At 48.2% G+C, this 19,456-nt stretch carries 13 protein-coding genes; 10 read left to right on the top strand and 3 right to left on the bottom strand.

Annotation, left to right across the window (positions count from 1 at the left end):
* Positions 1 to 88: 88 nt before the first annotated feature.
* Complete coding sequence (locus AC0YN3_RS18075; RefSeq protein WP_475776364.1) at positions 89 to 877, top strand: ABC transporter ATP-binding protein; 789 nt, start codon at positions 89 to 91, stop codon at positions 875 to 877.
* Positions 868 to 3,186: an alpha/beta hydrolase family protein gene (locus AC0YN3_RS18070; RefSeq protein WP_475776363.1), complete on the top strand. Its 2,319-nt coding sequence runs from the start codon at positions 868 to 870 to the stop codon at positions 3,184 to 3,186. Before AC0YN3_RS18075 ends, AC0YN3_RS18070 begins: the two co-directional genes overlap by 10 nt.
* Positions 3,187 to 3,241: 55 nt before the next feature.
* Here the strand turns inward: AC0YN3_RS18070 and AC0YN3_RS18065 are convergent, their stop codons facing one another.
* The gene (locus AC0YN3_RS18065; RefSeq protein ID WP_475776362.1) at positions 3,242 to 3,958 is read right to left on the bottom strand and encodes a queuosine precursor transporter; all 717 of its coding nucleotides are present in this window, start codon (positions 3,956 to 3,958) and stop codon (positions 3,242 to 3,244) included.
* A gap of 232 nt (positions 3,959 to 4,190) precedes the next feature.
* On the opposite strand from AC0YN3_RS18065, the gene helD reads away from it, so the two are divergent.
* Complete coding sequence (helD, locus tag AC0YN3_RS18060; protein WP_475776361.1) at positions 4,191 to 6,518, top strand: RNA polymerase recycling motor HelD; 2,328 nt, start codon at positions 4,191 to 4,193, stop codon at positions 6,516 to 6,518.
* A 2-nt stretch (positions 6,519 to 6,520) separates the two neighbouring features.
* Here the strand turns inward: helD and AC0YN3_RS18055 are convergent, their stop codons facing one another.
* Positions 6,521 to 7,414: a helix-turn-helix domain-containing protein gene (locus tag AC0YN3_RS18055; protein ID WP_475776360.1), complete on the bottom strand. Its 894-nt coding sequence runs from the start codon at positions 7,412 to 7,414 to the stop codon at positions 6,521 to 6,523.
* A 696-nt stretch (positions 7,415 to 8,110) separates the two neighbouring features.
* Between AC0YN3_RS18055 and glgB the strand changes: the two genes are divergently transcribed.
* From glgB to AC0YN3_RS18025, 6 genes are all read left to right on the top strand, one after another.
* Positions 8,111 to 10,018, top strand: a complete 1,908-nt coding sequence (glgB, locus tag AC0YN3_RS18050; protein WP_475776359.1) for a 1,4-alpha-glucan branching protein GlgB — start codon at positions 8,111 to 8,113, stop codon at positions 10,016 to 10,018.
* A 16-nt stretch (positions 10,019 to 10,034) separates the two neighbouring features.
* Positions 10,035 to 11,201 (top strand): glucose-1-phosphate adenylyltransferase, encoded by a 1,167-nt coding sequence (locus AC0YN3_RS18045; RefSeq protein WP_475776358.1) that lies wholly within the window; start codon positions 10,035 to 10,037, stop codon positions 11,199 to 11,201.
* Positions 11,198 to 12,310 (top strand): glucose-1-phosphate adenylyltransferase subunit GlgD, encoded by a 1,113-nt coding sequence (gene glgD / locus AC0YN3_RS18040; RefSeq protein WP_475776357.1) that lies wholly within the window; start codon positions 11,198 to 11,200, stop codon positions 12,308 to 12,310. The genes AC0YN3_RS18045 and glgD overlap by 4 nt, the downstream gene beginning before the upstream one ends.
* A gap of 109 nt (positions 12,311 to 12,419) precedes the next feature.
* Positions 12,420 to 13,883 carry a glycogen synthase GlgA gene (gene glgA / locus AC0YN3_RS18035; RefSeq protein WP_475776356.1) on the top strand — a complete coding sequence of 488 codons (1,464 nt, stop codon included), beginning with the start codon at positions 12,420 to 12,422 and terminating at the stop codon, positions 13,881 to 13,883.
* A complete protein-coding gene (locus AC0YN3_RS18030) occupies positions 13,865 to 15,850 on the top strand; it encodes a glycoside hydrolase family 15 protein (protein WP_475776355.1) in 1,986 nt (661 codons plus the stop codon). Before glgA ends, AC0YN3_RS18030 begins: the two co-directional genes overlap by 19 nt.
* Before the next feature lie 255 nt (positions 15,851 to 16,105).
* Positions 16,106 to 17,455 carry a GntP family permease gene (locus tag AC0YN3_RS18025; RefSeq protein WP_475776354.1) on the top strand — a complete coding sequence of 450 codons (1,350 nt, stop codon included), beginning with the start codon at positions 16,106 to 16,108 and terminating at the stop codon, positions 17,453 to 17,455.
* A 74-nt stretch (positions 17,456 to 17,529) separates the two neighbouring features.
* On the opposite strand, the gene AC0YN3_RS18020 is transcribed toward AC0YN3_RS18025, so the two are convergent.
* Positions 17,530 to 18,375 carry a MurR/RpiR family transcriptional regulator gene (locus AC0YN3_RS18020; protein ID WP_475776353.1) on the bottom strand — a complete coding sequence of 282 codons (846 nt, stop codon included), beginning with the start codon at positions 18,373 to 18,375 and terminating at the stop codon, positions 17,530 to 17,532.
* 133 nt (positions 18,376 to 18,508) lie between these two features.
* On the opposite strand from AC0YN3_RS18020, the gene gnd reads away from it, so the two are divergent.
* The gene (gene gnd / locus AC0YN3_RS18015; RefSeq protein WP_475776352.1) at positions 18,509 to 19,405 is read left to right on the top strand and encodes a phosphogluconate dehydrogenase (NAD(+)-dependent, decarboxylating); all 897 of its coding nucleotides are present in this window, start codon (positions 18,509 to 18,511) and stop codon (positions 19,403 to 19,405) included.
* Positions 19,406 to 19,456: the final 51 nt, after the last annotated feature.

The raw sequence follows: 19,456 nt of genomic DNA, 5'->3' as shown, positions 1-19,456 counted from the left end.
GGAAACGTTGTATTATAATAATGGGCGATATGATAATCGAAGTCAAATTTTTAGAGACAGCCATGGTCAATGAACAGGAGTGCTAACGATGATTATAGATATACAAAGCGTTTCATGGGATCGCAGCAGCGAACGGATATTGAAGGAGATTCATTGGCAAGTGAAAACTGGCGAGCATTGGTGCCTGCTCGGACTTAACGGCTCGGGCAAGACGACACTTCTAAATATGATCAACGGATATATTTGGCCAACGGAGGGAAGGATGTCGGTTCTTGGCAAGACATTCGGCGAATTTGATTTGCGCGAGCTTAGAAAAAGCATTGGCTGGGTGAGCACTTCTCTGCAGCAGAAATTATATGGCAGCGAAACCGCGTTAAAAATCGTGCTTAGCGGGAAATTCGCTACGATTGGCCTGTACGATCATACGGATGCCGAGGATCAGGAAAAAGCAGAAGAATTGATGGGCTCGTTGGGCTGCACGGCTTTGATGAACCGTACTTACGATACGCTCTCTCAAGGGGAGAGGCAGCGCGTATTAATCGCAAGGGCGCTGATGGCTTCGCCAAAGCTGCTCATTCTAGACGAGCCGTGTACCGGTCTAGATGTATTTGCGAGGGAACAATTGCTGCATATGATTGCTAGCGTAGCCAAAGAGGAACATTCGCCAACGATCATTTATGTGACTCACCATGTAGAAGAGATATTGCCTTGTTTCACAAAAACGCTGCTGATCAAGGAAGGACAAGTGTTTGCGGCTAACGATACATCCGAGGTGCTGACGTCAGGCTTAATGAGCGAGTTTTTCTCCGTGCCAGTCGAGATTGAACGCCGGGAAGGCCGTAGCTGGCTAACCGTGAAGGGTGCTCTATGGAATTAGAGCCGCATGTTCCTGAACAGCCCGGGCTGCATCAATATGCCGAAACGCCGATAAGCAGGCGGAGAAGAACGTATGCCTGGATAAAGTCGAGATTTGCTGCGCGGAACGAACGCAACGGGTACAGCTCGCGTGTCGCTGCGGGAAGCGTTGTTTTTTTTGCCTCGCTGGCTATGCTCGCAGCAGTGCTTGGCATGCCGACAGGTTTTGGTACAGCTATCGATATTCTTGCTTTCCTATCGGTTAATATTATCGTAATGAGCCTGGCTGTCGAGTTGGTTTCATTTCTTTTAGCCATCATGTACGTACCATTGCCTCGCAAGCTGACGGCGGCATTCCTTTACGCAGCCGTGGAAACTTATTTGATTTTATATTTCGCGGAGCTCGGCATCATCATGTCTATTCTATTTTCCGTTATTTTTACTTTGATCGGCTTAGGGATGGGGTATTTGCTGGCGCTGCTCATGCATCTGAACATACGACCAAGCAGCAAAGCAGCGATTGGCCTGTTATTCGCCGCCTCCGTCGTTATTGCCTATGAAGCCGTAGATTGGACGGGGGCAGCAGCAACCCCTCAGCGCGAGTTTGCCGAGGCAAGCGGCATTGTCCTGCCGGATGCGGCAAACCCTGCTGAGACAGGCGCATATGCGGTTCAAGCCTTCACATATGGCAGCGGCTACGATAAGCATAGGAAAATATTCGGCGAGAATGTAGATATCCAATCGAATCAAGTCGATGCAACTGCTTACATTACCAAATGGTCAAAGCTGAAAACATGGTTTTGGGGATTCGATGAGCAGGAGCTTCCGCTTAACGGGCGTGTCTGGATGCCAAAAGGCGATGGCCCATTCCCGCTAACGCTTATCGTTCATGGGAATCACCTCATGGAGGATTTCTCGGATGGCGGTTACGGCTATCTAGGCGAGCTCCTTGCAAGCAAAGGCATCATAGCGGTATCCGTAGATGAGAATTTTTTGAATTATTCCGTTTGGTCAGGAATCCCGAACAATGACATGAAGGTACGGGCATGGGTACTGCTCAAGCATTTGCAGCAAATCAAGTCGTTTCATGAATCGGAGGGAAATCCGCTTTCAGATCAAGTTGATTTTGATCAGGTTGCAATGATTGGCCATTCGAGAGGCGGCCAAGCTGTGGCCATGGCTGCTGATGCCGATAAGTGGTTCAGCAAGGATCAAACCCTTGGTAGCTTAAGCGATATTACGATTCAGTCCGTTGTTGCCATCGCCCCGACAGATAAGCAGGTAGACGATAAATCGGCGAGATTGTCGGGCGTCAACTATTTGACGCTGCAAGGCGCTAGAGACGCTGACGTAAACAACTTTTATGGTGACCGCCAGTATGGGCGTACAACCTTTTCGTACGATTCGGATCGGTTTAAGGCGGCATTATATATAGCTGATGCGAATCATAGCCAGTTTAATTCAGCATGGGGAAGAATGGATGAACGACCGCCGGGTGGGTTGTTTTTGAATCGCAAAGAGCTGCTGCAAGCGGATGAGCAGCGTCTTATTTCCAAGGTGTACGTATCAGCGTTTCTTCAGGCGACGCTGCTGGGAGAGTCCAGCTACAAGCCTCTTTTTGCCGATTATCGCTACGGGCTGGAATGGCTGCCAGAAACATCGTACATTAACCGGTATGAAGCGTCGGGCTTTGAGGCTATAACGCGTTATGACGACGGCAAAGGGAAAACGGTGCTGAAAAACGGCGGGAAGGCTGCCGTTTCGGGCATGACAGATTGGAGCATAGCAGCTGCTGAGGATCGAGACGGCAATAACAAAGGTACGAAAGGCATGGAGCTGGAATGGGATGAGGCTGGCGCACAATATGAGCTTGAGCTCCCCATGGAAACAAGCTTGCAAGACGAGGATACGACCGGTACAAAGCTTGTTTTCTCGATGGCAAACTTGGAGCGTGATTTCTTGGCTGATGAGAAAGCGGAAGCTGCAGACGCGGAGCGCTCTAACGAAATCGGGCTTCCGCCGCTTCCAGCTGTTGAAATTGAAGTAACGACGACCGAGGGTGAGCGTGCAGAGGTAGAGATAGCGGACCTTATGCCCGTTGTACCGCCAGTGTACACCTCGTTCATGACGTACTCTTGGCTTGAAGATCGAATGAAAAACAAGAAATACAAGGAGTCAACGGAGCCTGTATTTCAAACGTTCACCTTGCCGCTGGAACAGTTCAGCTATGATAATACGTCTATAGACGTGAATGAAATTAAATCGATTACGTTCCGCTTCTTGGACGGTCCCGGCAAGATCATGCTGGATGATATCGGATTTATGCCTTAAGCTGTTTGGAGACAAAGCGGGATGCCTGGTAGTAGGCATCCCGCTTTTCCAACCCCTATAGGGTGTTGTCTTCTTTGAAAACAAAACCTCTTGCCGCATACAGAAACGGCGTTGAGCAGATCGATACGATAAATTTGATGACATAGGTCGACAGGAAAATCGAAAGCCATAGCTTGCTGTCATAGCCAGGAGCTCCCGCGAAGGCAATCGTGCAAAAAATAAACGTATCCACCAACTGGCTTACCGCCGTGCTGCCGTTGTTGCGAATCCATAGTTGGTTTGGGGCAGGACAAACTCGCTTAAGAAACGAATAAATCCTTACATCCAGAAACTGGCTTACGAAATAGGCGCAAAGGCTGGCGAGTGCGATACGCGGCATTAGACCGAATAAGGTTTCAAGCGCGCCTTGCACTTCGAGTGGGAATGGTTCGTTTAACGGATGAAAGAGGAGAGCCATCTGCATAATAACGGTCGTGGCAACCAGCGTGAAGAAACCGAACCAAACCGCTTTTTTGGCAGCTTTCTCACCGTACTTCTCGTTCAACAAGTCTGAAGCCAAATAAATGGTGCCATACATCGTATTGCCAAGCGTGATGGCAATGACGATGCCAAAGGCATGGATATCAACGGTTTTGACGACCTGGATATTGGCAAGCACGGTTGCCATGCCGATCCAAGCATAGATGCCTATTCGTCCGAAGAACCGATAGGAAAGAAGAAATAGCGAAAAATGCACGAGCATAAAAATCGCGCCAAACCACAAGTTAAACATACTGCTTGTTACCTCCTAGTTTTGATAACGCGGGAGTTTGCGAACCGCGGATTGCATCAAGGCGAGTCTGGTTGCTTCCATTTCTGCCTTTGTCATTATAAACGGTACTATCAGCCTCGGCAATAGTTTTCGCCGCATTTCATTGATCGGCAGAAGATGGTAAAATGGATGATACCGTTTTGAAGGCGAACTAATTATCCAAATGCATAACTAATCCGTAAGGAGTGATTTCGTGACGAATGTTAATAAGGAACGAACGATAGAGCAGCAGCGCGTCGATCAAGTAACGGAAGTGATTCGAACTCGAATTGAGGATTTTCAAGCACAGGTAGGCGGCATGCGTGACGATATCGTGGACATACGGCGTAATTTTTGGGATGACGTAACGTTGAATTTCGAGGATGCGGCGGAATCTGCTGAATCGCACGCAAGCATGAAGCAGCAAGCGGAGGTGCTCTCGGAGCGGGAGCGCAGCCATCGCCATATTGAAGAACAGCTGAAAACTTTGTTGAAGCTCGAGCACTCCCCCTATTTCGGAAGGATTGACCTAGCGGAGGAGGGGCAGGAAAAGGCCGATCCCATCTATTTAGGAGTGGGCTCTCTTCTTGATGACAGCGGCTATGAGTATCTCATCTATGACTGGCGCGCACCCGTCTCCAGCCTTTATTACGACTCGGGTCCAGGACCGGTTGCGTACGAAACGCCAAGCGGGAAGATCAAGGGCGAGATGACACTCAAGCGCCAATTCATCATTCGTGACGGGCAAATACGCAGCATGTTCGATACAGGAGTCACGATTGGCGATGAGCTGCTGCAGGAGGTGCTCGGCAAGCAGTCTGATGCTCAAATGAAAAGCATCGTGGCTACGATCCAACGCGAGCAAAACCAAATTATCCGCAATGAGCGGGCTAGGCTGCTGATTGTTCAAGGTGCGGCTGGTAGCGGCAAAACGTCTGCCGCGCTGCAGCGTGTCGCCTATTTGCTCTATCGCTACCGAGGCATTCTGCAAGCCGATCAAATCGTTTTGTTCTCGCCAAACCCCATGTTCAACAGCTACGTCGCAACCGTTCTGCCCGAACTAGGCGAGCAAAATATGCAGCAAACGACGTACCAGCAATATTTGGAGCATAGGCTGGGCAAAACGTTTGCACTCGAAGATCCGTTTTCCCAAATGGAGTATACCCTAGCAGAAACAAGCGATCCGGGCTATGAGGCAAGAATCGACGGCATTACGTATAAATCGGGCGTTTCCTTCATGCATTTGATTGACAGCTATGCTGCTGGTCTTAGTGAAGCTGGTCTCTCTTTCAAATCGATCAACTTTAAGGGACGTTCCCTAATCAGCGAAGCGGCGATTGAAGAGCAATTTTATAAGCTGGACCGGACGGTATCTATCGGCAATCGAATGCGGTTAACCGCGGAGTGGATGCTGAAGGAGCTGACGAGGCTCAGCCGCGAGGAACGCGAGCAGGATTGGGTGCATGAGGAGATCGAGCTGCTCGATCAGGAAGCGTACGCGAAGGCGTTCGATGAATTGCAGCGGAAAAACCGGTTTGCCGGCAATTCTTTTGATGATTTTGATGCGGAGCGGGACTTTTTGGCAGCGATGGTCGTGCAGGAGAAATTCAAAAAGCTGAGAAAACGCGTGAAGCGATTGCTCTTCTTGGATGTTCCAATGATCTATAAGCGGTTGTTCGAATCCGATACCGCAGCATTTAAGCAAGCGTTTGAAGGTTCGCACGAGCTGCCGGAAAACTGGGCGGATATTAGCGAGCAAACGCTGGCTAAGCTTAACGGCGGCGAAATTTTGTATGAGGATGCGACGCCTTACTTATATTTAAAAGAAAAGCTGGAGGGTTTTCATACGAATACGCTTGTGAAGCACTTGTTCATTGACGAGGCTCAGGATTATTCGCCTTTCCAATATCATTATCTCAAGCGCATTTTCCCGAATTGCAAAATGACCGTTTTAGGGGATCTCAATCAGTCGATATTCGCCCATGCAGTATCAGGCAACGGCTTTGATCCGTTAGCCGATCTGTTCAGCGAGGAAGAAACCGAAAAAATCATTTTGGCACGGAGCTATCGTTCTACCCGGCCGATCGTTGCATTCACAAGTAAGATGATCGAAGGCGGAGACCTTATCGAGCCGTTCAATCGTGATGGAGAAGAACCGACGATTACTAAGGTGGAAGCCGAGGCGCAAATCGCGAGCGAGGTTTACAGCCGTGTCAACAAGCTGGTGGAGACGGGCTATTCATCAATAGCCGTTATTTGCAAAACAGCGGAAGAGGGCAAACGCATGCACACCGCATTGCTCCCTTATTTGCCTAGCGCAAGGTTAATCGAGAAGGAAACCGTCACGTTCGAAAAAGGTATAATCGTCATACCTTCTTATCTGGCAAAAGGCGTTGAATTTGATGCTGTAATCATCGGGAACGCCAATCAAGAGCATTATGGGCGCGAAAGCGAACGGAAATTGTTCTACACCGCTTGTACAAGGGCGATGCATGAGCTGCATCTCTTGTACACAGATGAGCTTACAAGCTTTATCCGGTAGTTTTATTTTCTAACCTCTAACCAAATTTCTTGCACGTCCACTTGAAGCTCCGAAGCGATCAGCTCTGCTGTGAGTCTTTGGGGCTTTAATATTTTGCCATTGCGCAGCTTGGATATCGTTTGAATGGAAATGCCCGTTACCGTCGACAAATGGCCGGCTGTCATATCCCGTTTTGCCATCCATATGCGAAGCTTCAATGAAGCGTCAATCTTATCGTCGACTGGCTTCAAATCCCATATTACAAACGCGAACTCATGCGCTTCGCCGAATCCGTCAACAATCGGGGCGAAAGTGACCGAGAGCTCCAATTCGATTCCGCTAAGCTTGCTAGTCTTGAGCGTTAAGCTTCTTTCTTTCTTAAGCAGATAGGTTTCCTGAATGATTTTCATGATTTTCACATGCTCGGAATCAGCTATGAATTGCATAAGCGTTTCATTTTGCATTTTTTGATCGGGTTCAAATAATAGCGGCGCTAAGCTATCTCTCAAAAATCGGATATGCTGCTGGCGGTCTACGATACCGCTGATCAATATTTTATTTTTCTCCGCTTGCTGCTCGATCCATTTGTAGGGGGTCAAATCTTCGAAAATGACAAAGGAACGGGTACAGTGGTCCTCTGAGCAAGCCGGCAAAGGCTGCTGGTCAATGCGCACGGAAATTTGCTGTTTAAGCTTCGTTTGCAACAGTACTTCGCTTTTTAAAACCTGAACGGTTGTATCGATATTGTATTTTTGTAAGAGATATTGTCCCTTTTTGGACTGAAGCTCCGTCAGCGTATAGCCTGAAAGTCTTAGAAATGCCTGATTGGCATCCACGACCCGGACCCCATGCTCATTTTGACCCAAAATAAGCATGGGCTGATGCAGCAATTGAAAAACTTGACTGTAAATCGACAAAAACAAACACTCCTCATATTTCCATTCTTTTACCTAATTATCAATTAAAAGTATAAAATAGACGATAGCAACAAACAAGTACGTGAATTTGACATTTCCGTGCATGTTTCAGATTCGGTATTTTGGTTTAATTAATTAAACTCGGTAGCTTAATGTATACCTACACGGTGCATATGGCGTTTAGATTGGTCTAAACCGCCTGTAATAAACGTACAGCAGGCTTTATTCTAATTCAGTTTCCCGATAATATGATAGCAGATAATACATGCATTCAGAAATTATCATAGAGGCAGCACTCAGGGGGACTGAACATGAACCATTGCAGCATAGAAAACTGTTTGAAGCCAATTAAAGCGAAAGATTTGTGTGCGATGCATCACCAGCGGTTACTTAGGCACGGAGATCCGAATACAGTCAGGCCTCGCAGAGTAAAGCAGGTCTCCAACTGCAAATGGGTAAATTGCACCAAAGCGTCAATAACGAAGGGATTCTGCGCGAAGCACTATTATATCCAGCGTGTTATGGGGTCGAGTCAGAGTAATGTTACTTAAACTGACATGACTTAAATTAAACTGTCGAATTCTATGAAAACGACTGTGTTTTTTTCACCAAACCATGTATAATGTGGATAAAGTATAGCAAGCTCTGCTGATTCTGACTCGTCATTGATCATCCAACAGGGGGTGAAACCAAAGAATGGTTCAAACGGCACCTAACGGGCTTTCGCACAAGGACTTATATTTGTTTAATCAAGGCACTTCCTACCACAGCTACCGTTTTATGGGTGCTCACCCCGTTCGAGTGGACGGTACAGACGGCGTTCGTTTTACAGTCTGGGCTCCACAAGCTGCAAATGTCCGAGTGATCGGCGGTTTCAACGAATGGTCAGGTATCAAACACGCGATGGAAAGAATCGATGATACAGGCATTTTTTCTTTGTTCATCGCTGACATCGGAGAAGGCGAATTGTACAAATACGAAATCGTTACGCCGGATGGCAGCATGATCAGGAAAGCAGATCCATTCGCTTTCTTCGCGGAGCGCCGTCCTGGAACAGCCTCTATTGTGACAAGCTTAAGCGGCTACAAGTGGAAGGACTCCAAGTGGAGCAAGAAGAAACAGAAGCTTCCCGCCTACACCAACCCGCTGCTAATCTATGAAGTTCACGCCGGATCATGGAAAATCAAAGGAAAAGAAGATTTTTTTACGTATGAAGAATTGGCAGATGATCTTATTCCGTATGTCGCTGAAATGGGCTATACGCATATCGAATTGATGCCGATCGCCGAGCATCCTTTGGATCAATCATGGGGCTACCAGATTACGGGCTTTTACGCCGTGACGAGCCGCTATGGCACCCCAAAGCAGCTGATGCGCTTCGTCGACAAATGCCATCAAGCCGGAATTGGCGTCATACTGGATTGGGTTCCCGGCCACTTCTGCAAAGACGACCACGGTTTGCGCCTGTTTGACGGTACGCCCATCTTTGAAGGGGCGGATGCCAAACGAGCCGAGAAACCGCTCTGGGGGACGCTTGCTTTCGATTTCGGCAAGGAAGAGGTCGTCAGCTTCCTCATTTCGAATGCGATGTACTGGATGGAAATGTACCATATTGACGGTTTGCGTGTAGACGCTGTTGCCAGCATGATTAATCTGCACATGGACAAACCGCCCGAAATGCATACTTACAACTACTTAGGCGGTCCAGACAATCTGGATGCTCTCCGCTTCATCAAGAAGCTCAATGAAACCGTGTTTCATTATTACCCCGATACGCTTATGCTTGCTGAGGATTCTTCCGCATGGCCTGCCGTTACGTCACCGACCTACAAAGGCGGCCTCGGATTCAATTTTAAATGGAATATGGGCTGGATGAACGACATGCTGCGCTATATGGAGCTTGATCCGTCCGAACGCTCAAGCCACCACCATCTCATCACATTTTCGCTCCTTTATGCTTTTTCTGAAAATTACGTTCTACCCCTCTCGCACGACGAGGTTGTGCATGGAAAACGTTCACTATTGAACAAAATGCCTGGAAGCTACGAAGAGAAATTCGCCCAATTGAGGCTTTTTTACGGTTTTTGGATGACCCATCCAGGCAAGAAGCTTTTATTTATGGGCAGCGAATGGGGCCAGTATGACGAATGGAAGGACGGCGACATGCTGGACTGGATGCTGCTGGAATACGATATGCATAAAAGCATGCACCATTACGTCAAAACGCTAAACCGCCTGTACGTCGACCAAGCCTCGCTTTGGGAGCGGGACAGCGAACATGACAGCTTCGAATGGATTGACGTTCATAATGCGGAGCAATCCGTCATATCCTTTATCCGCCGCGGCAATTCGAACTTTACAGTCGTACTTGCCAATTTCTCTAGGAATGACTACGGGGAATTTCGTATCGGTGTTCCAGAGCCAGGCACTTATCGCTCTTTAATGAATAGCAACGACAAGCAATTTGGCGGAACGGAATCACTTGTACAGAAGAGCTACAATAGCGAACGGGTCTCTTGGCACGGTCACGAACAAAGCATTACGCTTCATTTACCCCCCTTGGCATTCCTGTTCATCACCTTAGATTCGGGGAACACACATTGAGAGGGAGTTGGTGTCCATGGGCCGTAAAGAAATGATCGCTATGCTGCTCGCAGGCGGAGAAGGTAAAAGATTAGGTGTGCTTACGAAGGATTTGGCGAAGCCAGCTGTCTATTTTGGCGGGAAATACAGAATTATCGATTTCACCCTGAGCAACTGCGCTCATTCAGGAATTGATACCGTAGGCGTGCTTACCCAATATCAACCGCTTGAGCTTAACCGTTACTTGGGGATCGGAAGCCCTTGGGGACTGGATAGAAGGGATGGTGGCATGACGATATTGCCGCCGTTCATGAAGCAAAAAGGCGGCGTATGGTACAAAGGAACCGCTAATGCCATTTATCAAAATATGTCCTTCATTGAACCTTATAATCCGGAGTATGTCCTTATTATTTCTGGCGATCACATTTACAAAATGGACTATGAATTAATGCTTCAGCATCATAAGCGCTCCGGCGCCGATGTGACCATTGCTGGTATCGAGGTCGACTGGAAGGAAGCTAGCCGCTTTGGCGTCATGCATATCGATGACGAGGACCGCATCACGGCGTTTGAAGAAAAACCGAAAAATCCAACGAGCAATATCGCCTCCATGGGCGTTTATATTTTTACTTGGTCCGAACTGCAAAAGTATTTGATCTATGATGAAGCAAGCCGTACTTCTAGCCATGATTTCGGCAAGGATCTCATCCCTGCGATGATGCGTGACGGCAAACGGCTGCATTCCTATCCGTTCAAAGGATATTGGAAGGATGTCGGCACAATCGAGAGCCTATGGGAAGCGAATATGGATCTCCTGGCTGATGAGCCTCCTTTGGAGCTCGCGGATGATGAATGGAGAATATACTCCGTAAACCCGAATCAGCCTGCACAGCATATCGGAGCGCACGCCGAGGTTTCCGCTTCTTTAATTACGGAAGGGTGCTTGATTGAAGGCAGCGTGGATCGATCCGTATTGTTCTACGGGGTTAAGGCTGGCAAAGATACGGTTATTTCGGAATCCGTCGTCATGCCGAACGTGCGAATCGGTGAAGGGGCACGCATATATCGGGCTATTATAGGCGAAGGTGCGGTCATACAAGCTGGCGTAACTATCGGAAGCCCTGATGACGATGCCATTACGGTTATCGCTGTGGATCAATTTGTAACCAACGACCATTTGCTGCAGGAGGTGGAGCACTCATGAAACATAAAGTCATGGGCGTCATTAATTTAATCCATGAGACGGATGAGCTGGAGCGCTTGACGCAAGGCCGCTGCCTCGCAACCGTTCCATTTGGCGCTAGGTACCGCCTCATCGATTTCGTACTGTCAAGCATGGTCAATTCCGGCATTTCGAAAGTAGCCGTCTTCGCGCATACCAAATACCGTTCGCTTATGGACCACCTCGGATCGGGCAAGCATTGGGATTTGCAGCATCGTCAAAGCGGCTTATTCGTTCTGCCGCCTGCTACGGACGATATTCAAGAAATTAGCCGCGGCGATTTGTATCATTTCTATCAGCAGCGTGATTATTTCAACCGCGCATCGCTAGACTATGTCGTTATTACTCGCAGTCATATGGTTTGCAATATCGACTTCGAGAAGGTTATTCAGTTCCATCTGGAGCGCGAAGCTGACATCACGGTTGTCTGCAAGCAGCAGCAAGATCTGCTCACCGGCAAAGCCAGAAAGGTGAAAATGGACGACGAAGGCCGCATAACGGCAATCCAGGATCACTATGGCCGCATGTCAAGCGACATCAACTCCATGGAGATGTATGTCATGAGGAAGGATCTGCTTATGGAGCTGGTTGAAACCTCGCTGGCACAAGGGCAGGATCATCTCGTTCGGCATGCCATTTTCTCGAGATTGGATCAATTGAAGGTATACGGATATATGTACGAGGGTTACTTAGGCGTTGTCAATACGATTGGCAGCTATTATCGCAACAATATGAATTTGCTAGATCCGGACGTCTGGAAGGAGCTTTTCTATCAACCGGGGCCTATTTTTACGAAGGTCAAAGATGAGCCTCCTGCACGTTACTTAGGAAGCTCCAAAGTAACGAATTCATTGATCGCAAACGGCTGCCGGATTGAAGGCACTGTCGTCAACAGCATTCTGTTCCGAGGCGTACATGTTCAGAAGGGTGCTGTCGTAAGCAACAGCATCGTCATGCAAAACGGCATTATTGGCGAGGACAGCTTTTTGCAGCACAGCATTTTGGACAAGGACGTTCGAGTTGAGGCCGAGAGGGATATACGAGGAGCGGCAAGCTCGCCGTTTTTGGCTGGGAAACGAAAAATCATATAAATGCATTCATGGCCGCGATTGATGCTATACACCGCGATAGGAACCAGATCGCTGTTTCTGATTGGGTTGATGCATTGCTGATGCGGCGTCCATAAGAAAGGAGAATCCTATGAACATTTTGTTCGCAACCTCTGAAGCGGTACCGCTTGCGAAGACAGGCGGACTTGCCGATGTTGCAGGGGCGCTCCCTAAGGCGCTGAACAAGCGGGGCGTTGATACCAGAGTCGTATTACCGAAATATGATGAGATTCCGGCTGCGCTTATTGGGCAGTTTGAGCAGGTCGCTCATTTTACGGTTTCGTTCAGCTGGCGCAATCAATATTGCGGCTTGCTAAGGGCAGAGTTTGACGACGTGACCTATTATTTAATCGATAACGAGCATTATTTCAAACGCAAAGGTTTGTATGGCTATGGCGACGACGCGGAAAGATTCGTGTTTTTCTGCTTCGCGGTGATGGAGGCTGTGCGGTATATGGATTTCCATCCGGATATCGTGCATTGCCATGATTGGCAGACGGGTCTAATCCCTTTTTTGCTCAAAACGAGATATTATTACGATCCGGCTTGGGCATATACGAAGTCGGTATTCACCATTCATAACTTGAAGTATCAAGGTTTGTTCGGCATTGACCTGCTCATGGATTTGCTTGGCGTCGGATATGACATGTTTCAAGCCGATAGTTTGGAATTCCATGGCGCAGGAAGCTGCATGAAGGGCGGACTCGTATATGCCGACAAGCTGACAACGGTCAGCAGCACGTATGCGGAAGAAATTCAAACCGAATATTTCGGCGAGAAGATGGACTCGCTGCTGAGATACCGTTCTCAGGATTTGATTGGCATCGTGAACGGCATCGATGATGAGCTGTTCGATCCAATGAACGACAGCGCGTTGGAGGTGCCTTACCGCAATTCGCTAAGCCGGAAACGAAAGAACAAAGTCGAGCTCCAGCAGGAGCTGGGACTGCCGCTTTCGGAGGATATTCCGCTTGTCGGCATCGTATCCCGCTTAGTCGAGCAGAAGGGATTCGATCTAATTGCAGCAACGTTTGAAGAGCTGCTGCAAGAGGACGTGCAGTTTGTGCTGCTTGGAGCAGGCGACGCAAACTACGAGCAGTTTTTTAATCACATGGCCTACCGCTATCCAGACAAATTCAAAGTATGGATTGGCTACGACGATCGACTTGCCCGCAGGATTTACGCAGGCTCGGATATATTCGCTATGCCATCACAATTCGAGCCTTGCGGTTTAAGTCAGCTTCTAGCGCTGCGCTACCGTTCCGTGCCGGTTGTTCGCGAGACAGGCGGACTAAAGGACACGGTACAAGCCTACAACGAATATACTGGCGAAGGAAACGGCTTCAGCTTTGCGAATTACAACGCGCATGATTATATGCACACCATGCGCAGAGCGCTTGCTCTGTATCGCAATGAGGAAGTCTGGAAGCAAATCGTGAGTAACGGCAGTAATGAAGATTACAGCTGGAATCGCTCCGCCAAAGCCTATATATCCGTTTACTCACAACTCTTAGCGCATCGAAAGGAGAAAGAATCATGGCCCGTCATCTTGTAATCGGCAACGGAAAGATGCTCCTTAATTTGGATCAGCACTGTTACATTCGAGATATATATTATCCATTTGTTGGACAGTTAAATCACGTAGGCGGTCAATATTGCCGTTTAGGCATTTGGGTTGAGGGTGCTTTTAGCTGGCTGGATGAGCCGGAGTGGAAGTTTGATTTGGATTATATCGATGATTCGCTCGTAACGAATATTACTGCTAAGCATGAGGGATTAGGCATTGAGCTTCATATGAATGACGGGATTCATCAGCGGGAATGCATCTATATCAAGCGTGTCGTGATCCGCAACCAAACCGACGTCACGAAAGAGGTTCGCTTGTTTTTCCATCAGGACTTGATGATTGACGGCTCGGAGGTCGGGGATACGGCCGTGTATTATCCGGAAAACCATACGCTGTATCATTACAAGCGGAACAATTACTTTATGTTCAATGGTTTCTCGGACGAAGGCGGCATGACACAGTATTCTACCGGCATCAAAAGATTTCACTCTGCGGAAGGTACGTGGCGCGACGCCGAAGATGGCGTATTGATGGGCAATTCAATCGCGCAAGGCTCGGTTGACAGCACGATCAGCTTCCGCACCGTCGTCCCGCCGCATAACGAAAAATCGATTTATTATTGGATGTCTATCGGCCAAAACCTCGTAGAGGTGAAGGAGCTGAACCAATATGTGCAGGATAACCATCCTGAGAAGCTGCTTAGCCGCATGGTGGTTTACTGGAAGCATTGGCTGCGCAGAGCCGAATCGGATCTTGGGGATTTGCCGCATGACGTCGTGAAAATGTTCAAGCAAAGCTTGCTTCTCGTCCGTACGCAAGTGGATGAGCGCGGAGCTATATTAGCTGCGAACGATACGGACATCCTGCAGTATAACCGTGACCATTATAGCTATATGTGGCCTCGTGACGGCGCGCTAATCGCGGATGCGATGTCGATGGCAGGTTATCAGAGTGTGATTGCGCCGTTTTTCCATTTCTGTGCGCAAGCCTTATCGCCCGATGGCTATTTGTACCATAAGTACAATCCAGACGGAACCGTAGGATCCAGCTGGCATCCTTATATCGTGCAGGGAAGCAGGCGTTTGCCGATTCAAGAGGATGAAACGGCGCTTGTCCTGTTCGCTTTGTGGAAGGATTATTCAAGGAACCAAGTCATCGAGCTCCCGCAATCCTTATACAGCAACCTGATACGAAAAGCTGCCGCTTTCTTAAGCTCTTATATCGAGCCTTCGCTGTCGCTGCCGAAGCCGAGCTACGATTTGTGGGAAGAGCGGTACGGGATATGGACATACACCGTGGCATCCGTTTATGGCGGACTGATGGCGGCTTCATATTTCACGGACCTGTTCGGTGATTATGAACGGAGCGATCATTACAAGGGCACGGCTGAAATGATCAAGCAAGGAATGATCACCCATTTGTGGGATGAGGAAACGGGTAGATTCGCTCGCGGTTTGATCCAGAAGGATAATCGCTGGGTGAAGGATATGACGCTGGAGAGCAGCTTATTCGGCGTGCTAGAGTTCGGCGTGCTGCCGGTTGATGATTATCGCGTCGTGCAGACGATGCTCGCAATCAAGGAAGGACTGCAGGTCAAAACGCATATCGGCGGTATTGCCAGATATACGAATGATTATTATTTCCAGCAATCCGGGGAAATCGATAAGGTGCCCGGGAATCCATGGATTATATGTACGCTTTGGGTTGCTAACTTTGAGATTGATTCCGCGAAGTCACTTGAAGAGCTTGAAGGACCGCGCCAAACGTTGCAATGGGTGTCTGATCACGCTCTGCAAAGCGGCATGCTGCCTGAACAGTTAAATCCGTACGACGGATCGCCGCTATCCGTAGCACCGCTTACCTGGTCTCATGCAACGGTTGTTCACAGCGTAAGCAAATATGCGGAGAAGTACAAACAGCTCAGGCTGGAAAAGGAATTGAGCAAAGACAGTTAACATGGTCGAACGAATCAACAACATAAGAGCCCGCATGCTGTTTTATGGAGCATGCGGGCTCTTTTTGCTATGCCAAGCGGGAAAGGAAGTTGCCGCGTGAATGAAAAAAACGATATTACTTATAATACATAACGAAATAAACGGTCGTTAAAATAAAATATTTTTCATAAATAGTTATTGATTTGAGAAATTTTTTTTCATATAATTGAAAAGCTTGCTCAGCATATTTTTCAAGACACCTAGGAGGGCACACAAATGTTATTACTAATCGTATTGGCTGCCATCATTGTGCTTCTGCTGCTCATCACGGTAGCCAAGCTGAATCCGTTCGTTTCACTCATCGTAACCGCGATTGGCGTGGGAATTGCAACCGGAATGCCGCTATTTACGACAGAAGCAGGCGGGACAGGCATTATTGATTCAATCAAGACAGGTATGGGCAACACGCTTGGTTTCCTAGCCATCGTACTCGCTCTTGGCACGATGCTTGGAAAAATGATGGCTGAATCCGGCGGCGCTGAGAAAATCGCTCAAACGCTAATTAAACGGTTTGGTGAAAAAAACGTCCATTGGGCGATGATGTTCGTTGCGTTTATCGTGGGCATACCGGTTTTTTTCCAAGTCGGCTTCGTTCTGCTAATTCCGCTTGTGTTCACAATCGCGCGGCAGACTGGCGTGTCTCTGGTCAAGATCGGCGTTCCGCTTGTAGCCGGGCTGTCGGTCGTGCATGGACTAGTGCCTCCCCATCCGGCCGCGATGGCGGCAGTGGGCATATTTAATGCAGATGTAGGCATTACGATTCTATATGCGATTATCGTAGGTTTGCCTACGGCCATCATTGCTGGCCCGCTGTATGGGCAATGGATCGGCAATCGGATCCACAAAACGGTGCCTAAGGAAATCGGTGACCAACTTGCCGAAACCGATTCAACGAAAACGTTGCCGGGTTTTTTCAATACGGTTTTGACCGTTCTCGTGCCTGTAATCCTCATGCTCACAGCCTCCATTGCCGAGCTGTTTCTAGAGAAAGAAAGCACTTTATACCAAGCTTTGCGATTTATTGGAGATCCGGTGACGGCGCTCTTAATTGCAACGGTATATTCTTTTTTCAGTTTAGGGTTTTTCAGAGGCCTGAGCAGGGAGACTGTACTAAAATTCTCAAACGACTGTCTGGCACCAACGGCAACCATATTGCTTGTCATTGGCGCGGGCGGGGCTTTCAACCGAGTGCTGCTTGATTCCGGTATCGGAGAATATATTGCGGATTTGGCAACTTCATCCCATGTGTCGCCGATTTTATTAGGCTGGGGAATCGCTGCCTTAATCAGGGTCGCTACAGGATCAGCAACGGTATCCATGATGACAGCTGCGGGTATAGTTGCTCCTATTGCTGCGGTAGTGCCTGGAGCGAATTTGGAGCTGCTTGTGCTTGCTACAGGAGCAGGCTCGCTTATTCTGTCTCACGTCAATGATTCGGGCTTCTGGATGATCAAGGAATATTTCGGTATGACGGTCAAAGAAACGCTTTTAACCTGGACCGCGCTTGAAACGATCATATCCGTCACCGCGCTTATTCTCATTCTTGCGGTGGACATGGTTGTCTAAACAAATGAAAAAAAAGGTGAACTGCCGGTTGTGAAACCAGCAGCTCACCTTTCTTCCGTACAAATCGGCTAGGCTTAAATACGGGTATCGGAGATCGCTTCCCTTACTTTTTCTAACGAAACGTTAGCTCGATCCTTGTTGGCGATCATGACATTGACATAGAGCGCATCGATTAAGCTTAACTGACCAATTCTGGATGCTAAAGCCTCAGAGCGGTATTCCGTTTCATCCGAGCTCGTATGAAGCGAAACGTTTGCGTGCTGGCTAATCGGTGATTTCGGAAAGCCCGTTATCGCAATCGTCTTGGCACCATTCTCGCCAGCAGTCTTCAATATGCGAATCGTGTCTTTGTTGGTGCCGGAATGGGAGATGACGACTGCGACATCATCCTTGGTCAGCTGCGCGGCGGACATTAACTGGAAGTGGGCATCGGTAAAGGCAAAGGCTTGTTTGCCTGACCGGATGAATTTGTGGAAAGCATCCATCGCAATAACGCCTGAGCCGCCTATGCCGTAGAAGTGAACCCGGTTAGCGCGGGCGATCCAAGCAACGGCTTTGGCAAAGTGATCGCCATCCAGGATTTGAAACGTATTTTCCAACGTTCTTATATTTGATTTGAATACTTTTTCCGCGATCGTTTTTTCATTGTCATTTTCATTGATTTCTTCATAGATTTGCTGCATAGGCGTCATAATTTCGGAAGCTAGCGCTATCTTCATCGCTTGATAGCCTTTATAGCCGATATGTTTGCAGAAGCGAAAGACGGTTGCTTCCGCGACATTCAAATCGTCTGCGATCTCGTTAATCGTGCTATGGATAATTTTTTCTGGATTTTCTAAAATATAATTTGCTATTTTTTTTTCCTTTTCGCTGAATCTCGCATAATATGAACGGATTTTTCCAAGCATGTTCTGAACCATGATAGTTGATTCCCCTCGTGTATCAGCATATTTCATGAGAAGTATAACATAAACGGAAGATCGATCCTATCTGAAGGACGAATACGCTAGACGGATTTTATCATGATAAAAACATTTCAGGAGATGAGTAAAGATGGAGCTAGGGATTATCGGGCTAGGTAAAATGGGGTTCAATTTGATGTTGAACGTATTGGAGCATAAGCATCAAGCTATCGTATTTGACGTCAATGCAGAAGCGGTAAGCAAAGCTGCTGCCGAAGGGGCGAAAGGCGCGCAATCGATCGGAGAGCTGATTCAAGAGCTAAAAGCACCGCGTGCGGTTTGGATGATGGTACCGGCAGGCGAGCTAACGGAGGCGGTTATTGAGCAAGCAAGCGAGTCGCTAGAAGCAGGGGATATCCTGATTGACGGAGGCAATTCCAACTATAAGGACACAGTTCGAAGAGCCGAGAAGCTCTTGGAGAAAGGGATTCACTATCTGGACGTAGGGACAAGCGGAGGGACTTCTGGCGCCAGGGACGGCGCATGTACGATGATCGGAGGAAACAAGGAGGCATTCGATTCCATCGAACAGCTTTTCATGGATATTTGCGTGGAGAACGGATACTTGCATGCGGGTGAAAGCGGAAGCGGGCATTATTTGAAAATGGTGCACAACGGCGTTGAATACGGAATGATGCAAGCAATCGCGGAAGGGTTTGAGCTGCTGGAGAAAAGCGCCTACGATTTCGATTTCGAGAAGGTCGCAAGAGTGTGGAACAACGGTTCCGTCATCCGCTCTTGGCTGATGGAGCTGACGGAGAATGCATTCGCCAAGGATGCGCGCTTGGATGGACTGAAAGGGATTATGCACTCTTCCGGCGAAGGCAAGTGGACATTGGAAACGGCCTTGGATTTGCAAACCGCGACACCCGTCATTGCCTTATCCCTTCTAATGAGATACCGTTCGCTTGAAGAGAATACGTTCTCCGGGAAGGTCGTGGCAGCGCTCCGCAACGAGTTCGGCGGACATAGCGTGGTAAGCTCGTAAGGCAGCGCATTGAATAAACGAGGCAAGAGCGTTATTGTTATATTTATACAA

The organism is Paenibacillus sp. J22R232, assembly GCF_056269165.1.
This window is presented reverse-complemented; position numbering and strand designations above follow the sequence as displayed.